General features: G+C 73.0%; 21 protein-coding genes and 2 pseudogenes. 12 read left to right on the plus strand and 11 right to left on the minus strand.

The genetic code is table 11. The features are described 5' to 3' along the window. The first annotated feature begins 103 nt into the window (after window positions 1-103). The gene (locus HA039_RS19850; protein WP_167031698.1) at window positions 104-919 is read left to right on the plus strand and encodes an NAD(P)H-binding protein; all 816 of its coding nucleotides are present in this window, start codon (window positions 104-106) and stop codon (window positions 917-919) included. 99 nt (window positions 920-1,018) lie between these two features. Here the strand turns inward: HA039_RS19850 and HA039_RS19855 are convergent, their stop codons facing one another. Further along, on the minus strand, window positions 1,019-2,293 hold the full coding sequence (locus HA039_RS19855) for an ABC transporter substrate-binding protein (RefSeq protein ID WP_167031708.1): 1,275 nt from the start codon (window positions 2,291-2,293) through the stop codon (window positions 1,019-1,021). A 174-nt stretch (window positions 2,294-2,467) separates the two neighbouring features. On the opposite strand from HA039_RS19855, the gene HA039_RS19860 reads away from it, so the two are divergent. Next, window positions 2,468-2,914: an SCO4402 family protein gene (locus HA039_RS19860; RefSeq protein ID WP_167037167.1), complete on the plus strand. Its 447-nt coding sequence runs from the start codon at window positions 2,468-2,470 to the stop codon at window positions 2,912-2,914. Between the two features lie 92 nt (window positions 2,915-3,006). After that, on the plus strand, window positions 3,007-3,876 hold the full coding sequence (gene purU / locus HA039_RS19865; protein WP_167031713.1) for a formyltetrahydrofolate deformylase: 870 nt from the start codon (window positions 3,007-3,009) through the stop codon (window positions 3,874-3,876). A 72-nt stretch (window positions 3,877-3,948) separates the two neighbouring features. Here purU and HA039_RS19870 read toward each other — a convergent pair whose 3' ends face one another. Both HA039_RS19870 and HA039_RS19875 read right to left on the minus strand, forming a co-directional pair. Then, window positions 3,949-5,484: a zf-HC2 domain-containing protein gene (locus tag HA039_RS19870; RefSeq protein ID WP_243869593.1), complete on the minus strand. Its 1,536-nt coding sequence runs from the start codon at window positions 5,482-5,484 to the stop codon at window positions 3,949-3,951. Continuing rightward, the gene (locus HA039_RS19875; RefSeq protein WP_167031719.1) at window positions 5,481-6,071 is read right to left on the minus strand and encodes a sigma-70 family RNA polymerase sigma factor; all 591 of its coding nucleotides are present in this window, start codon (window positions 6,069-6,071) and stop codon (window positions 5,481-5,483) included. Before HA039_RS19875 ends, HA039_RS19870 begins: the two co-directional genes overlap by 4 nt. Window positions 6,072-6,391: 320 nt before the next feature. On the opposite strand from HA039_RS19875, the gene HA039_RS19880 reads away from it, so the two are divergent. The 3 genes and pseudogenes from HA039_RS19880 to HA039_RS19890 form a co-directional block, all read left to right on the plus strand. After that, window positions 6,392-6,766, plus strand: a complete 375-nt coding sequence (locus HA039_RS19880; RefSeq protein ID WP_167031724.1) for an STAS domain-containing protein — start codon at window positions 6,392-6,394, stop codon at window positions 6,764-6,766. A gap of 40 nt (window positions 6,767-6,806) precedes the next feature. After that, window positions 6,807-7,319 carry an EF-hand domain-containing protein gene (locus tag HA039_RS19885; RefSeq protein WP_167031730.1) on the plus strand — a complete coding sequence of 171 codons (513 nt, stop codon included), beginning with the start codon at window positions 6,807-6,809 and terminating at the stop codon, window positions 7,317-7,319. Between the two features lie 475 nt (window positions 7,320-7,794). After that, a pseudogene (locus HA039_RS19890) lies at window positions 7,795-8,235 on the plus strand (ATP-binding protein); the annotation flags it as partial. A gap of 228 nt (window positions 8,236-8,463) precedes the next feature. On the opposite strand, the gene HA039_RS19895 reads toward HA039_RS19890, so the two are convergent. Beyond that, entirely contained in the window at window positions 8,464-9,456 is a 993-nt protein-coding gene (locus HA039_RS19895) for a GlxA family transcriptional regulator (RefSeq protein ID WP_167031737.1), read from the minus strand. A 91-nt stretch (window positions 9,457-9,547) separates the two neighbouring features. On the opposite strand from HA039_RS19895, the gene HA039_RS19900 reads away from it, so the two are divergent. Next, the gene (locus HA039_RS19900) at window positions 9,548-10,861 is read left to right on the plus strand and encodes an MFS transporter (RefSeq protein WP_243869595.1); all 1,314 of its coding nucleotides are present in this window, start codon (window positions 9,548-9,550) and stop codon (window positions 10,859-10,861) included. A 124-nt stretch (window positions 10,862-10,985) separates the two neighbouring features. Then, window positions 10,986-12,359: an MFS transporter gene (locus HA039_RS19905; RefSeq protein WP_243869597.1), complete on the plus strand. Its 1,374-nt coding sequence runs from the start codon at window positions 10,986-10,988 to the stop codon at window positions 12,357-12,359. A 66-nt stretch (window positions 12,360-12,425) separates the two neighbouring features. On the opposite strand, the gene HA039_RS19910 is transcribed toward HA039_RS19905, so the two are convergent. Then, window positions 12,426-13,574: a flavin-containing monooxygenase gene (locus HA039_RS19910; RefSeq protein ID WP_167031772.1), complete on the minus strand. Its 1,149-nt coding sequence runs from the start codon at window positions 13,572-13,574 to the stop codon at window positions 12,426-12,428. Between the two features lie 154 nt (window positions 13,575-13,728). On the opposite strand from HA039_RS19910, the gene HA039_RS19915 reads away from it, so the two are divergent. Next, on the plus strand, window positions 13,729-14,403 hold the full coding sequence (locus tag HA039_RS19915; protein WP_167031775.1) for a GNAT family N-acetyltransferase: 675 nt from the start codon (window positions 13,729-13,731) through the stop codon (window positions 14,401-14,403). A gap of 51 nt (window positions 14,404-14,454) precedes the next feature. Here HA039_RS19915 and HA039_RS19920 read toward each other — a convergent pair whose 3' ends face one another. The 3 genes from HA039_RS19920 to HA039_RS19930 form a co-directional block, all read right to left on the minus strand. Next, on the minus strand, window positions 14,455-15,036 hold the full coding sequence (locus HA039_RS19920; protein ID WP_208298659.1) for an SMI1/KNR4 family protein: 582 nt from the start codon (window positions 15,034-15,036) through the stop codon (window positions 14,455-14,457). Window positions 15,037-15,139: 103 nt separating this feature from the next. Beyond that, window positions 15,140-15,820, minus strand: coding sequence for a pyridoxine/pyridoxamine 5'-phosphate oxidase (locus tag HA039_RS19925; RefSeq protein ID WP_167031778.1), 681 nt, complete (start codon window positions 15,818-15,820; stop codon window positions 15,140-15,142). 270 nt (window positions 15,821-16,090) lie between these two features. Next, window positions 16,091-16,738 carry a TetR/AcrR family transcriptional regulator gene (locus HA039_RS19930; protein WP_161311362.1) on the minus strand — a complete coding sequence of 216 codons (648 nt, stop codon included), beginning with the start codon at window positions 16,736-16,738 and terminating at the stop codon, window positions 16,091-16,093. A 330-nt stretch (window positions 16,739-17,068) separates the two neighbouring features. On the opposite strand from HA039_RS19930, the pseudogene kbpA reads away from it, so the two are divergent. Then, window positions 17,069-17,833 (plus strand): annotated as a pseudogene (gene kbpA / locus HA039_RS19935) (AfsK-binding protein KbpA); the annotation flags it as partial. 315 nt (window positions 17,834-18,148) lie between these two features. Continuing rightward, window positions 18,149-20,593 carry a protein serine/threonine kinase AfsK gene (gene afsK, locus HA039_RS19940; RefSeq protein WP_167031784.1) on the plus strand — a complete coding sequence of 815 codons (2,445 nt, stop codon included), beginning with the start codon at window positions 18,149-18,151 and terminating at the stop codon, window positions 20,591-20,593. A 470-nt stretch (window positions 20,594-21,063) separates the two neighbouring features. On the opposite strand, the gene HA039_RS19945 is transcribed toward afsK, so the two are convergent. Together HA039_RS19945 and HA039_RS19950 are read right to left on the minus strand one after the other, a co-directional pair. Then, window positions 21,064-21,987, minus strand: a complete 924-nt coding sequence (locus tag HA039_RS19945; RefSeq protein WP_167031787.1) for an RNA polymerase sigma-70 factor — start codon at window positions 21,985-21,987, stop codon at window positions 21,064-21,066. A gap of 51 nt (window positions 21,988-22,038) precedes the next feature. After that, entirely contained in the window at window positions 22,039-22,512 is a 474-nt protein-coding gene (locus tag HA039_RS19950) for a carboxymuconolactone decarboxylase family protein (protein WP_167031790.1), read from the minus strand. Window positions 22,513-22,644: 132 nt separating this feature from the next. On the opposite strand from HA039_RS19950, the gene HA039_RS19955 reads away from it, so the two are divergent. Next, window positions 22,645-23,175: a hypothetical protein gene (locus tag HA039_RS19955; protein WP_167031793.1), complete on the plus strand. Its 531-nt coding sequence runs from the start codon at window positions 22,645-22,647 to the stop codon at window positions 23,173-23,175. Window positions 23,176-23,323: 148 nt separating this feature from the next. Here HA039_RS19955 and HA039_RS19960 read toward each other — a convergent pair whose 3' ends face one another. Next, a complete protein-coding gene (locus tag HA039_RS19960) occupies window positions 23,324-23,497 on the minus strand; it encodes a hypothetical protein (RefSeq protein WP_167031796.1) in 174 nt (57 codons plus the stop codon). Between the last annotated feature and the right edge of the window lie 31 nt (window positions 23,498-23,528).

The raw sequence follows: 23,528 nt of genomic DNA on the forward strand, positions 1-23,528 counted from the left end.
CAGCGCCGATCGCCCGTCGCCGGCCGCGCACCGGCACGATCACACATGTATCCGGGTGTTTCGGCCATGGTTCGTACCACCTCGGGCCGGTTCACTGGTGGTCATGACAGAGATCCTCGTGCTCGGAGCCACCGGCAAGACCGGTGCTCCCCTCGTCCGCCGCCTCCGTGCTCTCGGCCACACCGTCCGCGCCGCCTCCCGCACGGGCGGGACCCGCTTCGACTGGTCCGACCCGTCCACCTGGGACCCCGCCCTGAGCGGCGCCGAGGCCGTGTACGTCGTACCGACCGAGACCCAGGGGCTGCCCGAGCGCGCCGCGTTCGTGGACCGCGCGAAGGCGGCCGGGGTCCGGCGCCTGGTGCAGCTGTCGGTGCGCGGCATCGACGAGGACGGCACGCACCCCACCGAGAGCGCCGTACGGGGCTCGGGCCTGGAGTGGACGATCCTGCGGCCGTGCTGGTTCTCCCAGGACTTCGCCGCGCCGGACTTCTTCCTCGCCGGCGTCCTCGCGGGCGAGGTGCGGACCCCGGCCGGGGAGGGGCGCGAACCGTTCATCGACGCCGAGGACATCGCCGAGGTCGCCCTCGTGGCCCTCACCGGCGACGGCCACCAGGGGCGTACGTACGACCTGTCGGGGCCGCGGGCGCTGTCCTTCACCCGGGCCGTCGAGCTGATCGGCACGGCGACGGGACGCACCGTCACGCACCACCACCGGACGGAGGCGGAGCACGCCGCCGACCTGATCGCGGCCGGGCACACGCGGGACGACGCCGTCGCCGTCGCGGGCTTCCTCGCGCAGATCGGCGAGGGCGCCGACGACTACGTCAGCGACGGCGTCGAACGCGTCCTGGGCCGTGCGCCGCGCTCGTTCGAGGAGTACGTCACCAGGGCGGCCGAGAACGGCACCTGGGCGCTCTGAGGGGCCACCCGACCCCCGCCCCGCCGACCGGGTCGCCCCACTCGTCGGCGGGGCGGGCCGGCCCGCCCCGCCCTGCGACGGCGCGGGACGGGGCGGGCGTCAGGCGCCCAGCGTCTTGCCCACGTCCACGAAGCCCTTGCGCTCCGGGACCAGCCGGCCGTTCCGTACCACCTGGAACGTGACGTCCCGGTTCACGATCCTCGGGAAGCCCGGGGCGCCCAGCATGTCCTCGTACCGCCACCGCAGCGGCGGGGTGAGGCCGCCCGTGTCCACCTTGAGGCCCCGGTCCAGCGCGTTGGTGATCTTGCCGGGCGTGATGACGTCCTCGTGGATCGCCTCGACGACCTTCTTGAGCGCCGTGTACGCGATCCACGTCGTCTGCACCCCGGGGTCCGCCGGGTCGATCGCGTCGTCCTGGAACGCGTGCTTCTCGATCACGTCCCGCATCGGCTTCCACGCCGGATCCGACGCGACCGGGTACCAGCCGGTCAGGAGCGCCCCCTCGAAGGGGCCGTTCTTGCCGCCCGTGCTGTCGATCAGCGGCTGTCCGACACTGCCGAGCACCGACGAGACCCGTATGGTCCTGCCGTCCTCGGGGACCCGGCGGTACGAGTCGAAGAACGTCTCCGTCTTCTCGCCCAGCACCGCCGTGACGCACCCGCCGTCCCCCGCGCGCTCGCGCGCCAGCTCGGCCGCCTTCGTGTAGTCCGTCGCGTCCTCGGCGGCCCGTACGTCCGCCGCCTCGCCCCGGCGCCCGTGCGCCAGCCCGGCGTCGATGAGGTCCGGCAGGTCGTCGCCGGTGATCGTGTCCGGCCGGACGAGCGCGGTCCGGTCGCAGTCGGGGGCCAGCTGCTGCCCGTTGCCCGCGAGGAGGGTTGCCTGCCCGCCGTTCACCGGGTAGGAGAGGAAGCTCGTGAACTCCTCCTCCGACATGCCGTACCCGCCGATGAACGGGATCGACGCCGCCTCCAGCGGCGCCATGATCTCCTTGCCGAACTGGCTGTACGAGCCGACGACCGCGACCGCGTCCTCCTTCACCGCCCGGCGCGCGCAGTCCGCCGCCGCCGACGAGTCGTTGCGCTCGTTGCAGGTGAGGACGCGCAGCTCGTGGCCGTCGATGCCGCCCGAGGAGTTGACCCAGCGGGCGTACGCCTTCGCCATGGCCGGCATCCCCGGCATGTTGGTGGCGTTCGTGCCCACGGGCGCGAAGGTCATCACGGTGACGGGGGCCGGGGAACCTCCCGAGGTGCCGGGGATCACACCGCAGCCGGTGATCAGCGAGGCTCCCGCCACGGCCGTGCCCAGCGCGCGGATTCGCGCGCTCCAGGTGTGCGTGTGCGTGCGGACAGTGCTGGGGCGTCGCCGACCTGTCATGGGTCCAGACCCTTCCGCCTCCCGGGTAACGACGGAGTGAGTGAGGCGCAACATCCGGTGACGTCCGGGTGAATTGCGGGGGACCGGAGTCCCGGCTCCGGACGGAACGTACGATCAACGACCGTGCAGCAAGGTTCCGAGAACTCTTCCCGTCCTGCCCGTCGCTCCCCCACCATGGGCGGCATGCCGCTCAATGACATGCCGTGGTGGCGTTGGCGCACCAATGTGCGCTCGGCGCTGCACATGCTTTCCGATCCCGTGTTCCACCAGGACTACTGGCTGCCAGGCCGGGAGGGGTACGGGGACGTCACCGACGCCGTCTACCGCCTGGTCGAGGACACCTGGCTGGACAACTGGTCCGCCGAGAAATACGTCGGCACCATATTCCGCGACTCCGGGGAGGCCGCGCTCGTCGATCTCGCCGTGCTCCGGGTGCTGCGCATCATGCACCAGGTGGGCGCGGACGCGCCCGTGTCGGCCTACCTGGAGCACCACGGGTGGCCGGAGGCGGTACGGGCGGCCCGCGAGGCGCACGTACGGCTGGCGGCGAGCGACGGCGACGACCCGGACGAGCTGCCGCGCTCGCTCGACGTGCTGCGGATCATGACGCGCAGCGCGTAGGGCGGGGTCCGGTGGGGCGTGGTTTCGCCCGCGGTGTCCACGTGCTGGCCGGAAGCGGCCGGCTGTCCGGAGATGTGGGATTCTCTGACGTCATGACGACCGCCCCGCGAACGCAGCAGTACGTCCTCACGCTGTCCTGCCCGGACAAGCAGGGGATCGTGCACGCCGTGTCGAGCTACCTGTTCATCACCGGCTGCAACATCGAGGACAGCCAGCAGTTCGGGGACCACGACACGGGTCTCTTCTTCATGCGGGTGCACTTCTCGGCGGAGACGCCGGTGACCACCCTGGAGAAGCTGCGGGCGAGCTTCGCCGCCGTGGGCGACGCGTTCCGGATGGACTGGGAGATCCACAACGCCGACCAGCGGATGCGGATCGTCCTGCTCGTCAGCAAGTTCGGGCACTGCCTGAACGACCTGCTCTTCCGGTCCAGGACCGGCGCGCTCCCGGTGGAGATCGCCGCCGTGGTGTCCAACCACACCGACTTCGCCGAGCTGGTCGCCTCGTACGACATCCCCTTCCACCACATCCCGGTGACCGCGGACACCAAGGCGCGGGCCGAGGCGGAGCTGCTGGAGCTGGTCCGGGCCGAGGACGTCGAGCTGGTGGTGCTGGCGCGCTACATGCAGGTCATCTCGGACGACCTCTGCAAGCAGCTCAACGGCCGGATCATCAACATCCACCACTCCTTCCTGCCGAGCTTCAAGGGCGCCAAGCCCTACCACCAGGCGCACGCGCGCGGCGTGAAGCTGATCGGCGCGACCGCGCACTACGTGACGGCGGAGCTGGACGAGGGCCCGATCATCGAGCAGGAGGTCGAGCGCGTCGGCCACGGGGTGACACCGGAGCAACTGGTCGCGATCGGCCGCGACGTGGAGTGCCAGGCGCTGGCGCGCGCGGTGAAGTGGCACGCGGAGCACCGCATCCTCCTGAACGGCCACCGCACGGTCGTCTTCGCCTGACCGCCCCCGTTCCGCCCCGGAGGAATCCCCTCCAGGGCGGCGGGTGCGGGCAGGTTCCGCTTCGGGGGCGGCTCAGATTCGGCTCATTGCCGCCGCGGCCAGCAGGACGTCCCTGATCGCCTCGCGGTCGCCGTCCTGGCCGGCCGCCGCTTCCTCCGGTGACACGTGCCCGGCCACCAGTTGGCAGAACTCCACCCCGTCCAGGGCGATCTGGGCCACGGACCGCTCCGGGCAGCCGACCGCCGCGGGGGAGTCGAGCGGGATGTACCAGTCCCCGCCGCCCGGCCCCTCGACCTCCAGGTGCAGCGACCTGCCGGGCGCGCCCGGCATCACGAGGCCCCGCGCCGGGGAGGCGAGACCGCCCCGGCGGCGCGCGGCGAGGGCCGCGGGCAGCAGCCGGGCCGCCAGGTCGACCATCCGGTGCAGATGGGGTCCCGAGGGCGGGTCGTACGGATAGTCCACGGCCTCCGCGATGTCCGCGCCGTGCACCCAGCACTCGAAGGCGCGGTCCAGCAGCGCGTCGCACAGGGGCAGCGCGAAGTCCCCGTACGACACGGACAGTTCGGCGGCCCCGCGGCCGGCGAACGACACCGTGCGGATGAGGGTGTGGCTCTGTTCCCGCCACGGCCCCCGGACGGTACGGGTCGGCGGGAACACGGAGTCGCGCCAGAAACGCGCCGTACGGTCCGCCGGCCCCGCGGGCACGGGTTCGCCGAGCGATTCGCCGAGCGGCGCCGCGAGCGGGTCGTCCAGGCCGAGGGCCGCGGCCACCAGGCCGTCCACGGCCATCAGATGGCCGATGACCCCGGCGACGGTCGTCCCGCGCGAGGCGGTCCGATCGTCCTGGAACCACTTGAGCGTCACCGGCGCACGCCACTCCTCGTCGCCGAAGTCCCGCAGCAGCGCGTCGAGCCGGGCGGTCTCGGCGTCGTACGAGGCGGCCCAGCCGGGTACGGGGATACGGGCGGGGCGGCGGCCGAGGCAGGTCTCCAGCACCCGGTTGCGCAGCATCGGGTCGAGGTCCAGGCTGCGGTCGTCCTGGAGCAGCCCGACCGCGTCCCGCAGCCGCAGGGCCTCCTCGGCGCAGGGGGCGCACTCGGTGAGGTGCTCCTCGACGAGGTCGGTCTCCTCGGCCGAGCACGCGGACAGGGCCCACGCGCCGAGGAGCGACTTGAGCACCTTGTGCGACAGCCCCTTGCGCCGCTTGCCGCCCCGGCCGGACGCGGGGGTGGCTGCGGAGGAGGGGGCGGGCGGGCCGGGGGACGCGGACGTCACCGCGGGCTCCGGCAGCCCGAGACCCGAGAGCAGGCCGGACCCGCCGGACAACCCCGATGCGTCGGGCCCGTCCGGCAGGTCATACGGGTCATGCCGGTCGGGCAGGTCATGCGGGTCGGGCAGGTCCGGCGGCACCGGCGCGGCCGGCGGCACCGGCGCGGGTCGGGCAGGTGGGGGCGTCGGCCCCGGTTCCGGCTCCAGGTCGTCGGGCGCCGCGCGCGGCCCCGGCAGCCACGGCAGGCGCCGGCGGCGGCCGTCCCGCCTGCCCGGCCCCTCGGGCCCGTCCGGTTCGTCCTGGCCGTCGTCGGGGCCGCCGTCCAGCGGGCCGGTCACAGCGCTCGTCCGTTCCCCGGAGGCGAGAAGCCCTCCAGCGCTTGGGTGTTGGCCGTCGAGAGCAGTTGCAGGCCCAGCCTCAGCCGCCGGCGGGCCTCGTCCTCCGTGACGCCGAGGCGCGCCGCGGTCTGGCGGTAGTCCCTGCGCTGGAAATAAGCCAGATCGAGCGCGGCCCTCAAAGACGTGGGCATCGAGCTGACTATGTAGTCCGCGCGGGCCGCCGCGGCCGCCCGGCGCACCTTGAGCTCCAGCTCCGCCAGCGCCTCCGCGGTGTCCTCGCCGGCCGCCTCGTACGCCGCCGACTCCGTCTGCCGCAGCCGCTGCACCGCCTTCTGCCGGGCCAGCCGCGCCACCCACGACCGCATGGAGCCCTGCCGGGGGTCGTACGCGTCCGGGTTCTCCCAGATGTGCCCGAACACCTCGCGGGTCACGCGGTCCGCGTCCGCCTCGTCGTCGAGCACCCGGTGCGCCAGGCTGTGGACCAGCGACGCGAACCTGTCGTACAGCTCACCGAGCGCGGCGGCCTCACCCCGTGAGAGCCGCTGCTGCATCCTGCGGTCCCAGCGGGGCGGTGTCTCCTTCGCCATGCGACCCCCACCCCTGTTCTCGGCCTGACGGCCGTGCCGCTGCCCCTGCCCCGCTTCCGCTTCCGGTCCGTGTCACCGTCTTCCGTGTCACCGTCCACCAGGACGCGCCCGCCTCCTGCCTCTTCGAATGTAGTGGGCGGGACCGACAAAGCACGCCCCTTTGCGTCAAGTGCGCCCCTCTTCGGCCGGGTCAGGTCGGGAACACGCCACTCTTCGCGGATCGGGTTTGGCCGACCTGGTAGGGGGAAACGGCCCAGTCCATGGGGGAGCTGGAGGAGAGCCCCGGAATCCCCCACAAATGAAGAGAGGGGTTCGGGCACGTGACGCTCAAGGTGGACGAAACCGAGCGGGGACCGTGGACCGTGTTGTGCATCACAGGTGAACTGGACCTCATCACCTCCCCCGAGATCCGCCGGCGGGTCCATGACGCCGTGGCGGCGGGGCGCCACGCCCTGGTGCTCGACCTCTCCCAGGTCTTCTTCTGCGATTCCAGCGGGGTGGGGGTGCTCATCGCGGCCCGCCGCCTGGTCCGGTCCTGCGGGGGCGGCCTGCGCATCGTCCTGCCCGCCCGGGGCGCCGACGACGGATCCCATGTCAACCGGGTCCTCGCGGCCCTCGGCGTCCGGCGTCTGTTCGAGATCTACCCCGATGTGGCGAGCGCGGTGGAGGACCGTACCAGGACGCTCTCCGCCTGACCCCCCGCACGACGGCCGTCCGTCGTCGTACGCTCCCGCCATGGACAGCACAGAGTACGAGGGCAAGATCGCCCGCCGGTTCGCCGCGTTCGACCAGGACGGCAACGGTTTCATCGACCGCGAGGACTTCAGCGGCGCCGCCGCGCATCTGCTCGCCGAGTTCGGCGTGACGGCACGCTCCGACAAGGGGCAGGCGCTCTACAGCGGCGCCGAGGCGTTCTGGCAGGGCATGGCGGGCATCGCGGACGTCGACGGCGACCAGCGGGTCAGCAAGCAGGAGTTCCTCACCGGAGCGGTGAAGCGGCTGCGCGACAGCCCGCAGCGGTTCGCCGAGATCGCCCGGCCGTTCCTGCACGCGGTGATCGCCGTCGCCGACGAGGACGGTGGCGGCGTCACCCCCGCGGCGGCCGGGCGCGCGCTGCGGGTCCTCGGCGTCGACCCGGACACCGCCGCGCTGGCGGCGGCGGCCCTGGACGCGGACGGCGACGGGCGTATCCAGGAGGAGGACATCCTCAGCGGCTTCGCCGCGTACTACGTCACGCCCGAGCCCTGACAGTGCCGGGGCCGGCCCACCCGGCCCCCACTGCGCCCCCGAGCCATGGCCTGAGCACGCTTCAGCGTCACCGTGTGTGGTGCGTGGCCGCGCTCCGAGGTCGATACCGGGTTGTGTCCTTGCGGCGGGCCGTCACGGCCCGGAGTCGCGCGAGTGCTCCGGTACGCTCGCTCGGGTGCGAGAGGTCCTGAGGCGCGAGGGTCACGGTGTTGCCGGTACGGCGGCGCCGGAAGCCCGGATGTGCGCCGCTCGCACGCCGTCAGGGCGCCGTGCGCGCCCGTGTTCGACTCCCCGTGGCGTGCGTCGCACAGTATGCACCACGCGTACTCCTTCGCGCTGGAATATGCCCGAAGCGCTTGTTGCGGTGACTGTACGTCAACCATGCTGTGTCGCAAGGGAATCACGTTCTGTGACCTTGTTGAGGACCTTGTCGACGCGCGAGGCGATGTGTCCGCCGGTTCGGATGGTGTGAGCGGTGCAGGTGCTTCAGGTTCAGTTGGAGGTTGGGCCCGATCCCGCGGAGGTGGGGCGGGCCCGTCGGTGGGCCCGGTCGAGGCTCGTGGGTTCCGGGTTGGGGGATGACGAGCCGGTCGCGGAGACGCTGATCCTGCTCATCTCCGAGCTCGTGACCAACGCCGTGGTGCACACGGGCTGTCCGGCCGTGCTGCGGATGCTCTTCGGCTCCGGCGCGGCCGAGGCGGGGACGGTACGGGTGGAGGTCGCGGACTCCAGCGCCTGCCCGCCGCGCCCCCGGCACGCGACGAGCGAGGCCACCAACGGCCGCGGGCTCGAACTGGTCGACGGACTCGCCGACCGGTGGGGCTGGCAGCCGGAAGGCGCGGGCAAGCGCATCTGGTGCGAGGTGGACCGATGTACGCCCGCGTCGGCGACGCGGTCGGAGACACCCGAACCGCCCCGCGCGGCCCGCCCGCCCGAGGCCGCCCCCGCGCCGTCGGCGCCCCCGGCTGCGACCCCCCGGCCCCCCAAGGCGCCGCTCCCCGTCTCCCCGCCCTCCCTCGCGAAGGGCCCGGCGTCCCAGGCGCCCGCTCCGGCCTACCGGTCGGCGCGCGCCGTGACCCGTACGGCGTGAGGCGTTCGACCCGGGCGCGGGCCGGCCACGGCGTGAGGCGCCGCCTCGGCCGGGTCACCCGGCCGTTGGCGCGCCCGCCCGGAACGTACGGCGGTAGACCGTCGGCGCGACACCCAGCGCCGACTGGAGGTGCTGGCGCATCGACTGCGCGGTGCCGAAGCCGGCGTCCCGCGCCACCTGGTCGACGGACAGGTCCGTCGACTCCAGCAGGTGGCGGGCCAGTTCGACCCGCTGTCGAACGAGCCACTGCCCGGGGCTGATCCCCGTCTCCTCACGGAAGCGGCGCGTGAACGTCCGCACGGACATGGACTGTTGCTCGGCCATGTCCCGGAGCTGGAGCGGTTCGTGGAGGCGGGCCAGCGCCCAGTTCCTCGCCCCGGTGGTGCTCGTCAACTGCGGCTCGGGCAGCGGGCGTTCGATGTACTGGGCCTGCCCGCCGTCCCGGTGCGGCGGGACGACCGTCCGGCGTGCCACGTCGTTGGCGACCGCCGTGCCGTGGTCGCGCCGCACGATGTGCAGGCAGAGATCGATCCCGGCGGCGACCCCGGCCGAGGTCAGCACCTCGCCGTCGTCGACGAACAGGACGTCCGCGTCGACCCTGACCCGGGGGAAGAGCCGCTGGAAGTGGGCGGCGTTGGACCAGTGGGTGGTCGCGGGGCGGCCGTCGAGGTATCCGGCCGCCGCCAGCACGAAGCCGCCCGTGCAGATGGAGACCAGCCGGGTGCCGGGCCGTACGTGGGCGAGGGCGGCGGCCAGCTCGTCGGTGAGCCGGCCCTCCTCGTACACCGGACCCAGCTCGTACGACGCCGGGACGATCACGGTGTCGGCGGTGGCGAGTGCCTCGGGTCCGTTCTCGACGAGGATCGAGAAGTCCGCGTCGGTCCGTACGGGGCCCGGGGGCCGGACCGAGCAGGTGACGACGTCGTACAGCCGCCCGCCCCCGGCGCCGACCGGCCGGCCGAAGATCCGGTGGGGGATGCCGAGTTCGAAGGGGAGGAGCCCTTCGAGGGCGAGTACGACCACGCGGTGGGGCGGTCGGTCCTGCATGGTGCTCCACTCTCCTGTCGACGCTGTTCCGGGTCCGGGTGCTGGATACCCCCTGGTGGTCCAGACCACTTCCTTGATATCTGTCCCTTCTGTGACCCATAAGCACGCAGCGGCGGCCCAGGCTTCCCCCGAACCCCCGCCGACGGTCCCGTCGGTCCCATCGGCCCCGGCGGAGGGCGGCGCGACGGCCCCGACGGCCCCGGCGGAGGGCGGCGCGGGGGCCAAGCTCTGGAACCGTAACTTCCGGCTCTTCTTCCTCGCCCGTACCGTGGCCCGCTTCGGCGACGGCATGGTGCCCGTCGCCCTCGCGGCCGGGCTGCTCGACACCGGGCACGGCGCCTCGGCCGTCAGCTTCGCGCTCGGCTCGTGGATGGTGTGCTTCGCCGGGTTCGTGATCGTCGGCGGGGTGCTCGCCGACCGGTTCACCCCGCGCCGGATGATGGTCCTCGCCGACGCGGTACGGCTGGTCAGCACCGTCGTCCTGGCCGGCGCCTTCGCCACCGGGGCGCCACCGCTCTGGCTGGTGTACGCGCTGAGCGCCCTCAACGGCCTGGGCGCCGCCGTGTTCCAGCCCGGCGTCGCCAGCATGCTGCCGCAGATGGCGCCCGACGTGCAGCGCGGCAACGCGGTGCTGCGCGTCGCGGAGTCCGTGACCATGATGGCGGGGCCGGGGATCGCGGGCGCGCTGGCCGGGTTCGGCGGGCCCGGCATGATCTTCGGCGTCAACGCGGCGACCTTCGGCGTCAGCGGGATCTGCTTCCTCCTCATCCGCATGGAGTCCGTGGCGCCGGTGAAGGGGGAGTCGATGCTCTCCGAACTGGTGGGCGGCTGGCGGGAGTTCCGGGCGCGGTCCTGGCTCTGGGGGGTCATCGCGGTGTGGTCGGTGTACGGGATCACCGTGCTCGGCCCGATCACCCCGCTGGAGGCGGTCGTGGTCACCGACCGGCACAGCTCCGCGATGTACGGGCTGATGATGACCTTCAACGGCGCGGGCGAGGTGGTGGGCGCGCTGATCGCGATGCGGCTGCGGCCCAACAGGCCGTTGTTCGCGGGGACGTTCGCGCTGTTCGGGGTGATCGCGAACGTGCTGGTGCTCGCGTACGACGTCCCCGTACCCGTCCTGGCCGGGGGCTTCCTCGTGGGCGGGGTCTCGCTGGCGTTCTGGCTGGTGATGTGGTCGACGACCGTACAGACGCAGATCCCGAACGAGGCCCTCAACCGGCTGCACGCGTACGACGTGGCGGGCTCGCTCATCATGCTGGCGGTGGGGCGGGCCCTGGCCGGGCCGGTGGCCGAGTCGATCGGGGTGCGGGAGGTGCTGGTCGCGGGGGCGGTGATCAACGTGGGGGTGTGCGGGGTGCTGCTGGCGGCGCGGCCGGTGCGGCGGCTGAGGCGCGTGAAGTGACGTTTCTCCGCCGGGGGAGCGCAGGACGCGCGGAGCGCTCTGCCTTCCGTCGTAGCCATGGCCCGATCCTAGCGAACGCTGTCCCTCGGGCCACTCGCCCGCGTTCCCGGCCTTCGGGATCCTGATGGACGTGACGCAGACAACCGAACGTTCCGCGGGAGACGTACCGGCGGGAGACGCACGCGCGGGAGACACCCTCGCGCCCGCCGCCACGGCCACCGGCGCCCCCCGTACCCCCGGCCGGATCCACCGGGCGTGGTTCGTCGCCGTCGTCACCTTCGTGACGATCATCGGCGCCGCGGCCTTCGCCTCGCTGCCCGGGCTGCTGATCGACCCGCTGCACCAGGAGTTCGACTGGTCGCGCGGCACGATCGGGTTCGCCGTCTCGGTCAACCTGGCGCTGTACGGGCTGACCGCGCCGTTCGCCGCCGCGCTGATGGACCGCTTCGGGATCCGCCGGGTGGTGGCCGTCGCCCTGACGATCATCTCGGTCGGCTCGCTGCTCACGGTGTGGATGACGGCGGCCTGGCAACTCGTCCTGTTCTGGGGCGTCCTGGTCGGCCTCGGCAGCGGCTCGATGGCCCTGGCCTTCGCGGCGACCGTCACCAACCGCTGGTTCGTCGCCAAGCGCGGCCTCGTCACCGGCATCCTCACGGCGGCGGGCGCGTCGGGGCAGTTGGTGTTCTTGCCCTTCCTGTCCTGGCTGGTGGAGCACCACGGCTGGCGTCCCGCCTCCATCACGGTGGCGCTCGCCGCGATCGCGGTGGTCCCCTTCGTCTGGCTGCTGCTGCGCGACCACCCGGCGGACGTCGGGCTCGCGGCGTACGGCGCCGAGACCTACACCCCGAAGCCCGGCCCGGTGCCGGGGGCGGCGCGGCGGGCCGTCGGGGTGCTGGTGTCGGCCGCCCGCACCGGACCGTTCTGGCTGCTGGCCGGGACCTTCGCGATCTGCGGCGCCTCGACGAACGGCCTGGTCAAGACCCACTTCGTACCGGCCGCGCACGACCACGGCATGCCGATCACGGCGGCGGCCTCGCTGCTCGCGGTCATCGGGGTCTTCGACGTCGTCGGCACGATCGCCTCCGGCTGGTTCACCGACCGCTTCGAGGCGCGGCGCCTGCTGGCCGTCTACTACGCCCTGCGCGGCGTCTCGTTGCTCTTCCTGCCGATGCTGCTGGCGCCGAGCGTGCATCCGCCGATGCTGTTCTTCATCGTCTTCTACGGCCTGGACTGGGTCGCCACGGTCCCCCCGACGATCGCCCTGTGCCGCGAGCACTACGGCGACGACAGCGCGATCGTCTTCGGCTGGGTCCTCGCCTCCCACCAGGTGGGCGCGGCGGTCGTCGCCTTCGCGGGCGGCGTCGCGAGGGACGTCTTCGGCTCGTACGACGTGGTCTGGTACGCGTCGGGCGCGCTGTGCGCGGCGGCGGCCCTGATGGCCCTGGTGATCCGCCGCCCGCCGACGGTCAGGCCGGTGGTGGTGGCGGGGGTGGCGTGAGGCCGCGTCCGTAGCGTGTACGCGCTTCCGCGTACACGCCCAGGGCGTACGACTCCGCCCCCGCGCCTACCGCGACAGCGCCTTCGCGATGCGGCGGGCGTCCAGGGACAGTTCGCGGAGCATCCCGCTGATCGGGTTCGTGAAGCCCGTGAAGTGGAGGCCGGGGGCGCCGGGGGCGGTGCGGGCGCCGTGGACGCGGGGGCGGCCCCGGGCGTCCAGGAGGTCCAGGTCGCCCACCAGGCCCTCCAGGGCGCGGCGGTAGCCCGTCGCGGCGATCACCACGTCCGGCGCGATCCGGGTGCCGTCCGCGAGGACGACCTTGTCCTCCTCGAAGGACTCCACCGCCGCCACCGGCTCCACCCGGCCCTTGCGGACCGCCGCGACCAGACCGACGTCCTGCACCGGTATCGCGCCCTCGCGCGCCCGCGACAACAGGCCGGTGTCCGGGCGCGGCAGCCCCTTCGACGTCAGGTCGGGGAGGGCGACGCGGGCCTGGAGGGCGGCGAGCCGGTCCACGAGCGGGGCCGGCAGGCGCCGGATCAGGATGCCGGACGACTGCGCGGGCCACCCCAGCGTCGAGCGGCGCACGATGTGCGGGACGGTGCGCACCGCGAGCCGTACCCGCGCCGCACCCCCCTCGACCAGGTCGACCGCGATCTCCGCGCCCGTGTTGCCGACGCCGACGACGAGCACGTCCTTGCCGGCGTACGGCTGCGCGTCGCGGTACTCGCCCGCGTGCACCAACTCCCCTTCGTACGCCTCGCGTCCGGGCCAGTCGGGCAGCCTGGGCGTGTGGTTGTAGCCGGTCGCCACGACCACCCCGCGCCCGGTCAGCTGGCGGCCGCCGGTCGCGTGCAGCAACCAGCCGACCCCGCCGGGGGCGCGCTCGACGCGCATGACCTCGACGCCGGTGACGACTTCGAGACCGTGGTGTTCCGCGTACGTCTCCAGGTACCGCACCACGTCCGCGCGGGCCACCCAACGCCCGTACGAGCGCGGGATCCTGAGCCCGGGAAGGCCCGACTTCCGCCGGGTGGTGTGCAGACGCAGCCGGTGGTAGTGGCGGCGCCAGGAGGCCCCGAGGGCCTCGGACTTCTCCAGTACGACGGTACGTACGCCCCGCTCGCGCAACGCGGCGGCGACGGCGAGCCCGCCCGGGCCACCGCCGATGACGTACACGGGCAGGTCGTTGCTGGGGTCGGTGTCGGCGGCCATGAACCGAGCGTAATCGCGGGCCCAATTGTTTGGTCTCGGTCAAGCCCGGAATCGGTTGCGAATCGATCACGCGCGGGGGTGCGGGGGTGCGTACGAGCCGGTACGACCGCTCCCGGCCACCGCCGCCGGGCGGTGGACGCGGTTGAATGGCGGGGTGAGCGACAACAGGACCGGCGCCGCGAACGGCCACGCGAACCACGCCAACACCGCCCCCGCACCCCAGGACCGCACCGCCCCCGTCCACCTCCCCCCACCCGCCGACGTCCTCGGACACGGCCTGCGGCTGCGCGCGTGGCGCACGGGGGACGAGGCCACGTTGGTGCGCGGCCACACCGACCCCGAGTTCCTGCGCTGGAACACCCCGCTCGTCCCCGTCACCACCGAGGCCGGCGCCACCGAACACATCCGCCAGCGCGCCGAGGGCCGCGCGAACGACGAGATGGCCCACTTCTGCGTGACCGACGAGGCGACCGGCCGCATCCTCGGCCACGTCGGCCTGGCCATGATCGACCTGCGGATGCGCAGCGCGCGCGTGGGCTACTGGGTCCTCCCGGAGGCCCGGGGCCGGGGCGTCGCCCGCCGCGCCCTGGCCGTGTGCGGCCGCTGGGGCTTCGAGGAGGCGGGCCTGCACCGCATCGACCTGGGCCACGCCCTGGGCCACGAGGCCTCGTGCCGGATCGCGGAACGCTGCGGCTACGCGTACGAAGGCACCCTAAGAGACGCCATGTTCGCCCCCCACCGCACGGACGCCTACCAGCACGTCCACCACCACGCCCGCCTCGCCACCGACCCGGACCTGGACCCGTACCCGTATCCGGCAGAGGGCTGAGCCCCGCGGACCCGGCCTCGGCCACGGGACGCGCTCGTTCGGACGGGCGCGTCAGACGCGGGCGAACCAGGAAAGGCCCTGGGCCCACTTGGCCGCCCAGCCGGCGAAGCCAGGGATGCCCGGCATCTGCCCGTCGGGCGACCCGGTACCACCGAACGGCATCGCGCCCTCACCGGAGATCTGCCAGACGTGGCCGCGCTGCGGGCCGGTGACGATCAAGTGCCAGTACATGCCGCAGCCGTCGGTGCCCAGCAGCAGTGAGCCGTGGTCGAACACGGGGTCCGTCCGGGCCTCGAACTCCTCGGCCGACAGGACCTCTTCGTGGCCCGTCGCCTCCCACAGCCACGCCGCCGCGAGCGGAAAGGGCTCGGCGAGCAGGCGTTCAGGGCGGTCCGAGCCCCAGTCCCGGGGCGTTCGCGCGAGGGGGAGCAGACCGTAGGACGGCGGCCCCGCACGCAGTCCGTCGCAGATCTCCGCCACGAAGGTGCGGTACGGCTCCGGCAGCACGATGCCGTGCTCCGCCTCGAAGGACCGCACCGCCTCCCAGCCGGCCGCCGGCACCGCCTCGGGGCGGGACGCGAAGATCTCGCGGAGAGCGGCCGACTCGGCGGGGTCGCAGGCTTCCGTGTTCATGGCGGCCATGATGCGACACCGTGACGCGGCGGACCGGATGGCGGCTGCGCTCCCGCTCGTCCTCCCCGGGGGCCCCGCTCTGCCGCGGCGGCCCCCGCCCCCGTCAAGGCCAGAGCAACTCCCGTACCCAGCCGTCCCCTTCGCGCCGGTACCGCAGCCGCACGTGCCGCCTTCGGGCGTCGCCCTGGAAGAACTCGACCTCGGCCGGCGCCAGCACGTACCCCGTCCACGACCGCGCCTCGGCCGCCGGGTCGCGTTCCGCCCGCTCCCACGCCTCCCCGCTCGCCCGCGCCAACTCCGCCGCCGAGTCGAGGACTTCGCTCTGCCGCCCCACCAGCGCCGCCGCCAGCGCACCCGTCGAGCGGGCGTGCAGGTCCGCCCGGGTCTCGGCCGCGTCGGCCGTCGTCACCGGGCCCCGGAGCCGTACCGCACGCCCCTGCGCCGCCCAGTAGAAGCCGAGCGCGGCCTCGGGGCGGGCGGCCAGGTGGCGGCCCTTGCGGCTGGTGGCGTGCGTGGCGAAGTGCCAGCCCCGTACGTCCGCGTCGTGCAGCATCAGGGTCCGTACGTCGGGCCGGCCCCGCTCGTCGGCGGTCGCGAGGGTCATCGTGTGGGGCTCGGGCTGTCCCGCCGCCACCGCCTCGCCGAACCACCGGTGGAAGAGCGGCAACGGCTCGTCGGGCGCGGTGTCGGGGTCGAAGGCGGGCAGGTCCGTGTCCCAGACGCGCTGGGCGCGCAACAACGCCCGAAAGGCCTCCTGGCCCTCGTCGTACCGCTGCTCGTCCATGCGGGCCATTCAACCCCCGGAGGCATGCTGTGGGGCACCACCACCCGTGCGCGTGTGGTGGAGCGGGTGTGTGTGGGAGAGAGGTGAACCGGTCGGACGACCTCATGAACGGGTCCGACGGCGCCGTGAACAAGTCGGAGTGAACCGCGTCCCGGTACGGGAGCGCCGGCGGGGATCAGTCTGTGATCCGCCGCCGGCGTGACAGGACGGGGGAGTTGGGGCACGCCCGTGCCGTGCCCGCCGGCCGCTGCGCCGGCTCGCGCGGCCCGGCTACTTCGTGGGCTTCCGGCCCGTGATGCCGAGGTGGACCAACAGCGCCAGGTTCGGCTTCAGTTCGGCCTGCTTCACACCCCAGCCCTGGAAGCTTTTCTGGTGCGAGGCCACCGAGGCCAGCAGGACGACCAGGGAGCCGGCCAGTGCCGCGGGGCTGACGTCCTTGTCGACCCGGCCCTTGGACTGGAGCTCCTTCACGGAGTCCGTAAGGGAGTTGGTGACGGAGTTGAGGACCTTCATGCGGATCTTGTTGAACCGCTTGTCCCCCTCCGCGGCGCCCAGATCGACGACCCTCAGGATCGCGTCGTGCTTGCGCCAGAAGTCGAGGAAACCTTCCACCAGATCTTCCGACGTCTGCCAGCCGGCCTTCCCGGCCCAGGAGCGGCCGGAGACCAGTCCGGTCAACCCGGTGCCCTCCTTGGCCATTTCCTCGGCGATTTCGAGGACGGCGCCCTCGACATCCGGGAAGTATTGGTAGAAGGTCGCAGGTGAAGTCCCCGCCTTCCGGGCGACGTCGATGACTTTGACGTCCCGGTACGGCGAGGAGCTGAGCATCTCGCTGAGGCAGTCGAGCAGCTTCTGCCGCGTCGCCTGGCCGCGTCGACCAGCCACGCGGCCGTCGACGGTGCGTACTTGTCCTGTCATGCCGTCAGCTTACCGACGGGTGATCTGAGCGCGATTTGGCCGACTGCAAATGGGGAACCACCCCTTCCGCGCATGGGTCCAGGCACGGGTCCGCGGGGCTCTCGGCACGGCTCCACCGAGACCTCGCCCCGCAATAGTGTTATCAACAGCCTGTGGACAACTTCGGTGGACAACTTCGCCGCGCGAGGCAAGCGCCACCCGGGGTCGCGTCACAGTAATGGCGCATATCTAGGACATACGTTCTATTTGTCGCCCTGCGCTCCGCCCCGCGCCCCCTTAACTTGGTGTGACGGGCACCACACGCGGAAGCGCACGGAAGGATCCTGGCTCATGGCCGCATTCGCGGAAGGCACGCCGTGCTGGGTGGATGTGTCGCTCCCCGACCTGGAGGCGGGCAAGCGCTTCTACGGGGACCTCTTCGGCTGGACCTTCGGCGACGACAGCGGCCCCGCCCACGGGCACTACACCGAGGCCTTCAGCGACGGGAAGCGCGTGGCCGGGCTCGCCGCCAAGCGGGACGGCCGGATGCCGACCGCCTGGGGCGTCTACTTCGCGACCCCCGACGCCACCGCCCTCAGCCGGACGATCCGGGCCGCGGGCGGCCAGATGGTGCGTGAGCCGATGTCCCTGGGGGACTTCGGCGTCGTGGCGCTGGCGGCGGACCCGGCCGGGGCGGTGTTCGGCCTCTGGCAGGCCGGGGACGACACGGGCTTCGAGAAGAAGGGCCTGCCGGGATCCTTCTGCTGGACCGAGGTCTACACCCGCGACAAGGCGAGCGTGGACCCGTTCTACGAGACCGTCTTCGGCTTCCTCGGTACGGACGTGTCCGACGACGCGGTGGACTTCCGCATGTGGTCCCCGGCCGGTACGGAACCGGGCCCCGACACCGCGATCGGCGGCCGCAGCGTGATCACCGACGCCTTCCCGGTGGAGATGCCGGGCCACTTCCTCAGCTACTTCGCGGTCGCCGACTGCGACGCGACGGCCGCGGACGTCGTCCGGCTCGGCGGCCGGGTGACGGCGCCTCCGTTCGACATCGAGTCCGGGCGGATGGCGGTGGTCAGCGACAACCAGGGCGCGTCCTTCGCCGTACTGGCCGAACCGAAGCCGAAGCCGCAACCGGAACCGCGACCGGAATCAGAATCGGAATCGGAGTCAGAAGCGGACAAACCCGCCGCGGCGAGCGAGCAGCCCGCGGCGAACGGGAAGCGCGGCGCAAGCGACGAAGGCGCCACCGAGGACAACGGCGGGGAAGCCGGCCGATCGGCGTAAGCACACGCTCCGCATGTTGTCCGGATCGCGGTAGGACACTCCGATCCGCCCCCGGGTTCGCAACCGATGCCTCCGACAGGAAGAATCAGGGGGCACGGGGCCGTACCTTTGTGGCCCGTACGGGGAGGTGGCAGGCAAGTGGAGCAGCTGACGCAGCACGACCCGAGGCGTATCGGCCCTTTCGAGGTGCTGGGACGGCTCGGAGCCGGCGGCATGGGGCTGGTCTATCTCGCGCGTTCGGCATCGGGACGCCGGGTCGCGATCAAGACGGTCCGTACCGAGCTTGCCGAGGACCAGCTGTTCCGGGTCCGCTTCACGCGTGAGGTGGAGGCCGCCCGCGCGGTCAGCGGGTTCTACACCGCCGCGGTCGTGGACGCCGACCCCCGCGCCGCCGTGCCCTGGCTGGCCACCGCCTACGTACCGGCGCCGTCGCTGGAAGAAATAGTAAATGAGTGCGGTCCCATGCCGGCCCAGGCCGTGCGCTGGCTGGCCGCGGGCATCGCCGAGGCCCTCCAGTCCATCCACGGCGCCAATCTGGTGCACCGTGACATGAAGCCCTCGAACGTCCTGGTGGTCGAGGACGGCCCGCGCGTCATCGACTTCGGCATCGCCTCCGGCGTCTCCAACACCCGCCTGACGATGACCAACGTGGCCGTCGGCACCCCCGCGTACATGTCGCCCGAGCAGGCCAGGGACTCCCGCAGCGTCACCGGCGCCAGCGACATCTTCTCCCTCGGCTCGACGCTCGTCTTCGCCGCGACCGGGCACGCGCCCTACCACGGCGGCAATCCGGTCGAGACGGTCTTCATGCTGCTGCGCGAGGGCCCGGACCTGGAAGGCCTGCCGGACGAGCTGAGACCCCTCATCGACTCCTGCATGCAGATGGACGCCACCCGCCGCCCCACGCCCGCCGACCTCCAGGCGCAGCTGGCCCCGCACCTCTTCGCCTCGGGCAGCGACGACAGCGGTACGGCGTCGGCCTGGCTGCCGGATCTGGCGACGGCCATGATCGAGCGCCGCAGGGCCGGGGGGCGCGGCCCCGCGCCCGTACCGGTACGGCCGCCGGCCCCCGTACCGCCGCCCCCGCCGTCCCGGCCCCCGCACAACCCCGAGTGGGAGTCCGCCTGGCGTCCGGGCAACGACCCGCGCGGAGGCGGCCCCCGCCCCGCCGCGCCGGGGCCCTTCCCGCCGCCGCACGGCGCGCAGTCCCCCCTGCCCCCGCAGGCCCCGCTGTCCGCCCCGGCCGGCAGCCCCGTCCGGCTCGCGGGTTCGCCCGTGCCGATCGGGCCGGGCCCCCGGGTCGCGGACGCGCGCGGCGCGGTGGCCGCCGAGGCGGGCCCCGCCACCGGCTGGATCCGCCCGCCCGCCGGGCTGACCGGCGGGGAACTGCCCACCAGCCCGGTCGTCCCGCCCGTCCCGGCCCCCGCGCAGGCGCCCGACGGCGCGCCGGGGCGCTGGCGGCCGTGGCGGTTCCGGATGTCGAACGACGTCTGGGGCACGCCGGTCGTCGACGGCGATCTGCTGTACGTGACGTCCTTCGAGGTCCACGCGCTGGACGTGGCCAGCGGGCGGCGCCAGTTCAAGACGCGCGACGTGGCCTGGGCGATGGCGGTGGCGGAGGGCCGTATCCACGCCTCGGACGGGCCGACGCTGTACGCCCTCGACGGCCAGGACGGCAGCGAGCGCTGGCGCCTCCAGACCGACGCCTGGGTGTACTCCCTCAAGGTCGACCGCGGCACGGTCGTCACCGGTACGCGCGGCGGCGGGGTCCAGGCCTGGGACGCGGCCGGCGGGCGGAAGCTGTGGGAGACGACCGGGGCGCAGACGGACTTCGAGACCCCGGAGGCCGGTCCGGCGATCTTCGACGACACGGTGTATGTGTGGCAGGACGCCCGGCTGCGCGCGCTCGACGCGCGCTCCGGCGCGGAGCGCTGGTCGTACCCCGTCGGGGACGCCGCGTCGTGCGGCGGGGTGCCGGTCCGGGTCAGGCCCGCGCCCGACGGGCGGTTGTACGTCTCCGCCGGGACGCGGGTGCTGGCGATCGACGTCGTGAGCGGCCGGGTGTACTGGCACTTCGAGGCCCCCGCCGTCTTCCTTTCCCCGCCGGCCTTCGCGCCGGGGCCCGCGGTGACGGGCGGCGGGGTGTACCTCGCGGACTATCTCGGCACGGTGTACGCGCTCGACGCCGCCAACGGCAAGGACCGCTGGCGGATCGCCACCGAGTCCCGGCAGTCCATCGAACCGGTGCTGGTGGCGGACGGCAACGTCCACGTCGGCAGCGGCAGCGCGCTCTACACGCTGGACGCGGTGACGGGCACGCCGAAGTGGCGGTTCGCGGCGGGTGGCGAGGTGATCGGCGCGCCGGTCGTGGCGGACGGCAGGCTCCACTTCGGCTCGGCCGACCACGTGCTGTACACGCTGGACGCGAGCGGCGGCCAACTGCGCTGGAAGCTGGCGACGGGCGGGGAGATCACGGGGTCGCCGGTGGCGCGGCGGGGCGTGGTGTACGCGTGCAGCAAGGACCGCTGCGTGTACGCGCTGGACGCGGTGAAGGGGACGGCGACGGGGCGCGGGGGGCGCTAGAGGGTACGGATTGGGCCCCGCTGCGCGTGGGGCGCTAGACGGTACGCACCGGGCCCTGCTGCGCGTGGGGCGCGCCGGACCGTACCGAGCGTCCGGGCGCTCTGGCGGTGGTCGCGGAGTGCCCGCGTCGACCGCGGGCGGCCGGGACCGCCGACGGGCGGTGCCCGGTACGGGATCCGGCAGCGGCCACGCACGGCGAGGCGCCCGAGGCCCTGGCCGGCCACCGGCCCACCGGGCCCGGGCGCACCGGTCCCGGGCGCACCGGTCCGGGCGCACCGCTTCCCGGCCCAGGTCCCCGCCCCGCCGCACCCCGCTTCCGGCCCGTGCGCGGGCCCGGGCCCGTGCCCGAGCGGGCAGTGTCTCGTGGTCTTGTGCGGTACGGCGTCCGCGGCCGCGTCGTGCACCTCGTCCGCCGGCGCCACCCGCGGGCGCCCGGGTCGGGCACGCCTGAGCACCGACCCGGTTCGCGCTCATTCCGCGGGTCTGCGTGACTCCCTCAGCTCGCGGGAGATGCCCCAGGCGTCCGCGACGGGACCGACGTGACCCAGCTTGTCGGGGTTCAGCACCAGGCGGATCGTCTGGATCCGCCCGTCGAGCACATCGAGCCCCAGCGTGTGCAGGACCTTCCCGTCCCGGTCGCGGAAGATCGCGCCGGGCCGACCGTTGATCACGTGGGGCTCGGAGGTGACGTCGATGCGGGCCATCGCAGGGAAGACAGCGGCCAGCAGCCGGGCCACCTTCTCCGCGCCGATGATCGACCTGGCCAGCTGCGGGGCCTTGCCACCGGCGTCGCCTGCCAGGGAGACATCGGCGGCGAGCAGTTGCTGCAGGCCGTCGACCTCGCCCTCGCGCAGCGCCTCGAAGAACCGGTCGGCGAGCTCCTCGCGCTCCTTGCGGTCGGCTTCGAAGCGTGGCCGGCCCGCCTTCATGTGCCGGCGGGCCCGTACCGCGAGCTGGCGGCACGCGTCCTCCGACCGCCCGACCGCCGAGGCGACCTCGGGGAAGCCGAAGTCGAACACCTCGCGCAGCACGAAGACCGCGCGTTCCAGCGGACTGAGCCGCTCCAGCAGCAACAGGGCCGCCGTCGACACCGAGTCGGCCAGCTCGGCCGAGCGCGCCGGGTCCTCGTAGGGATCGGCGAGCAGCGGCTCCGGGAACCACGGCCCGACGTACTCCTCCCGCCGGACGCGCGCCGAGCGCAGCACGTCGATCGAGATCCGGGTGACCACGGCCGACAGGAAGGACTTGGCCGACCTGGGCCGCGTCGGGGCGGCCTCGAAGCGCAGCCAGGTCTCCTGAACCGCGTCCTCGGCCTCGGTGACGCTGCCCAGGATCCGGTAGGCGATCGAGAACAACAGCGGTCGCAGTTCGGCGAACTCCTCGACCCTGCCCACAACCTGACCCCTCTCCGTCCGTCCCTCTCCGTCCCTCCGTACCTCCATGTTTCAGTGCCACCCCCCGGGCTGGTAGTCGCCTCCGGGCTGCCGGGTGATGATGTTCATCCGGTTCGCCAGGTTCATGAAGCTGACCAGCAACACCAGCGCGGCGAGCTGCTGTTGGTCGTAGTGCTTGGCGGCTTTCGCCCATACCTCGTCGCTGACGCCCGGGGCCGCGTCCGCGAGCCGGGTTCCCGCCTCGGCCAGCTCCAGCGCGGCCCGCTCGGCGTCGGTGAAGACCGTGGCCTCCGGCCACGCCGCCACCAGACCCAGCCGTACCGGGTCCTCGCCGGCGCCGAGGGCCTCCTTGATGTGCATGTCGAGGCAGGCGGCGCAGCCGTTGATCTGGCTCACCCGCACCGACACGAGTTCCTGCGTGGTGATCGGCAGCGCCGTGTCCCTGAGCGCCTTGCCCGCCGACATCAGGTACTTGAGGGCCTTGCCGGTGGTCGGCTCGGCCATGAAGTCCAGTCGTGCGTCCATGGTGTGTGTTCCTCCGTGGTTGTGAGTGGTTACACACCCGAGACGAGGAAGCCCGCCGCCCAGTGACATGGCAGAATCGTGACCTGCGTCACTAGGTGACGGGCAAGGATTACGGGGGAGTTGAGAAAGAACGTGATACGCCGACGTCTGAAGTTCGCGGCCGTACTGGTCGCGGTGGTCCTGGCCCTGACGGGCTTCTCGTCGGGCCACGGCAAGAGCAGGGGATCGAGCGGGTCGAGCGGGTCGGGCGGGTCGAGTGGTGACAGCGGGGGAGGCTGCTCCAACTCGAAGAAGAGCAACGGTTCGTACGGCGGCACCCACTCCGATTCGGATACGGACTACTCGTACGACAACACCCCCACCGCCAAGGCGACTTCGGGGAACGACGTCGTGGCCGAGGTCATCACGTGCGTCCGCAGGGCGGCGGGCAAGCGGAAGGCCGTCACGTACGCGACGGTACGGGTCCAGGCCCCGACCGGCACCACGGCGACCTACGAGGTCGACGTGGACTTCCGCGGCGCGTCGGGCGCGGTGCTCGACAACGCGGACACCGAAGTGACCCTGGACAGCGGGGAGTCCACGACGGTACGAATCCCGATGGAGACCCCGAGCACCCTCAGGAACGTCACCGGTTGCAAGGCGACAGCCCGCGTCGCGAGCTGAGCGCGCACGGGCGCACGGACGAACGGCTGAGGGGCCGGGCTCACCGCCCGGCCCCTCAGCCGTCCCCCTACCTCGTACGCCACGCACAGAACGGCCGCGACGGCCCCCCCTCCGCGCCGCCGCGGCCGTTCCTCCCCCGTCGGAGTTGTCAGCCCTTGGGCGGAACGGGCGCGTGATTGTCGCCCTGCGTCGTCGCCGTACCGGTCCCCTTCGTGGGTGCCACCGGTGCGTGGTTGTCCAAGGGCTTCGGACCGTCGCCCACCGGCGGTGCGGGCGCGTGGTTGTCCATCGTGACGATCTCTTCGTTGTTCTCGGCAGTCATCGAAGTCTCCCCTTGTTTCGGTGGCGCTGTT

The organism is Streptomyces liangshanensis (assembly GCF_011694815.1).
GTDB classification, from domain to species: domain Bacteria; phylum Actinomycetota; class Actinomycetes; order Streptomycetales; family Streptomycetaceae; genus Streptomyces; species Streptomyces liangshanensis.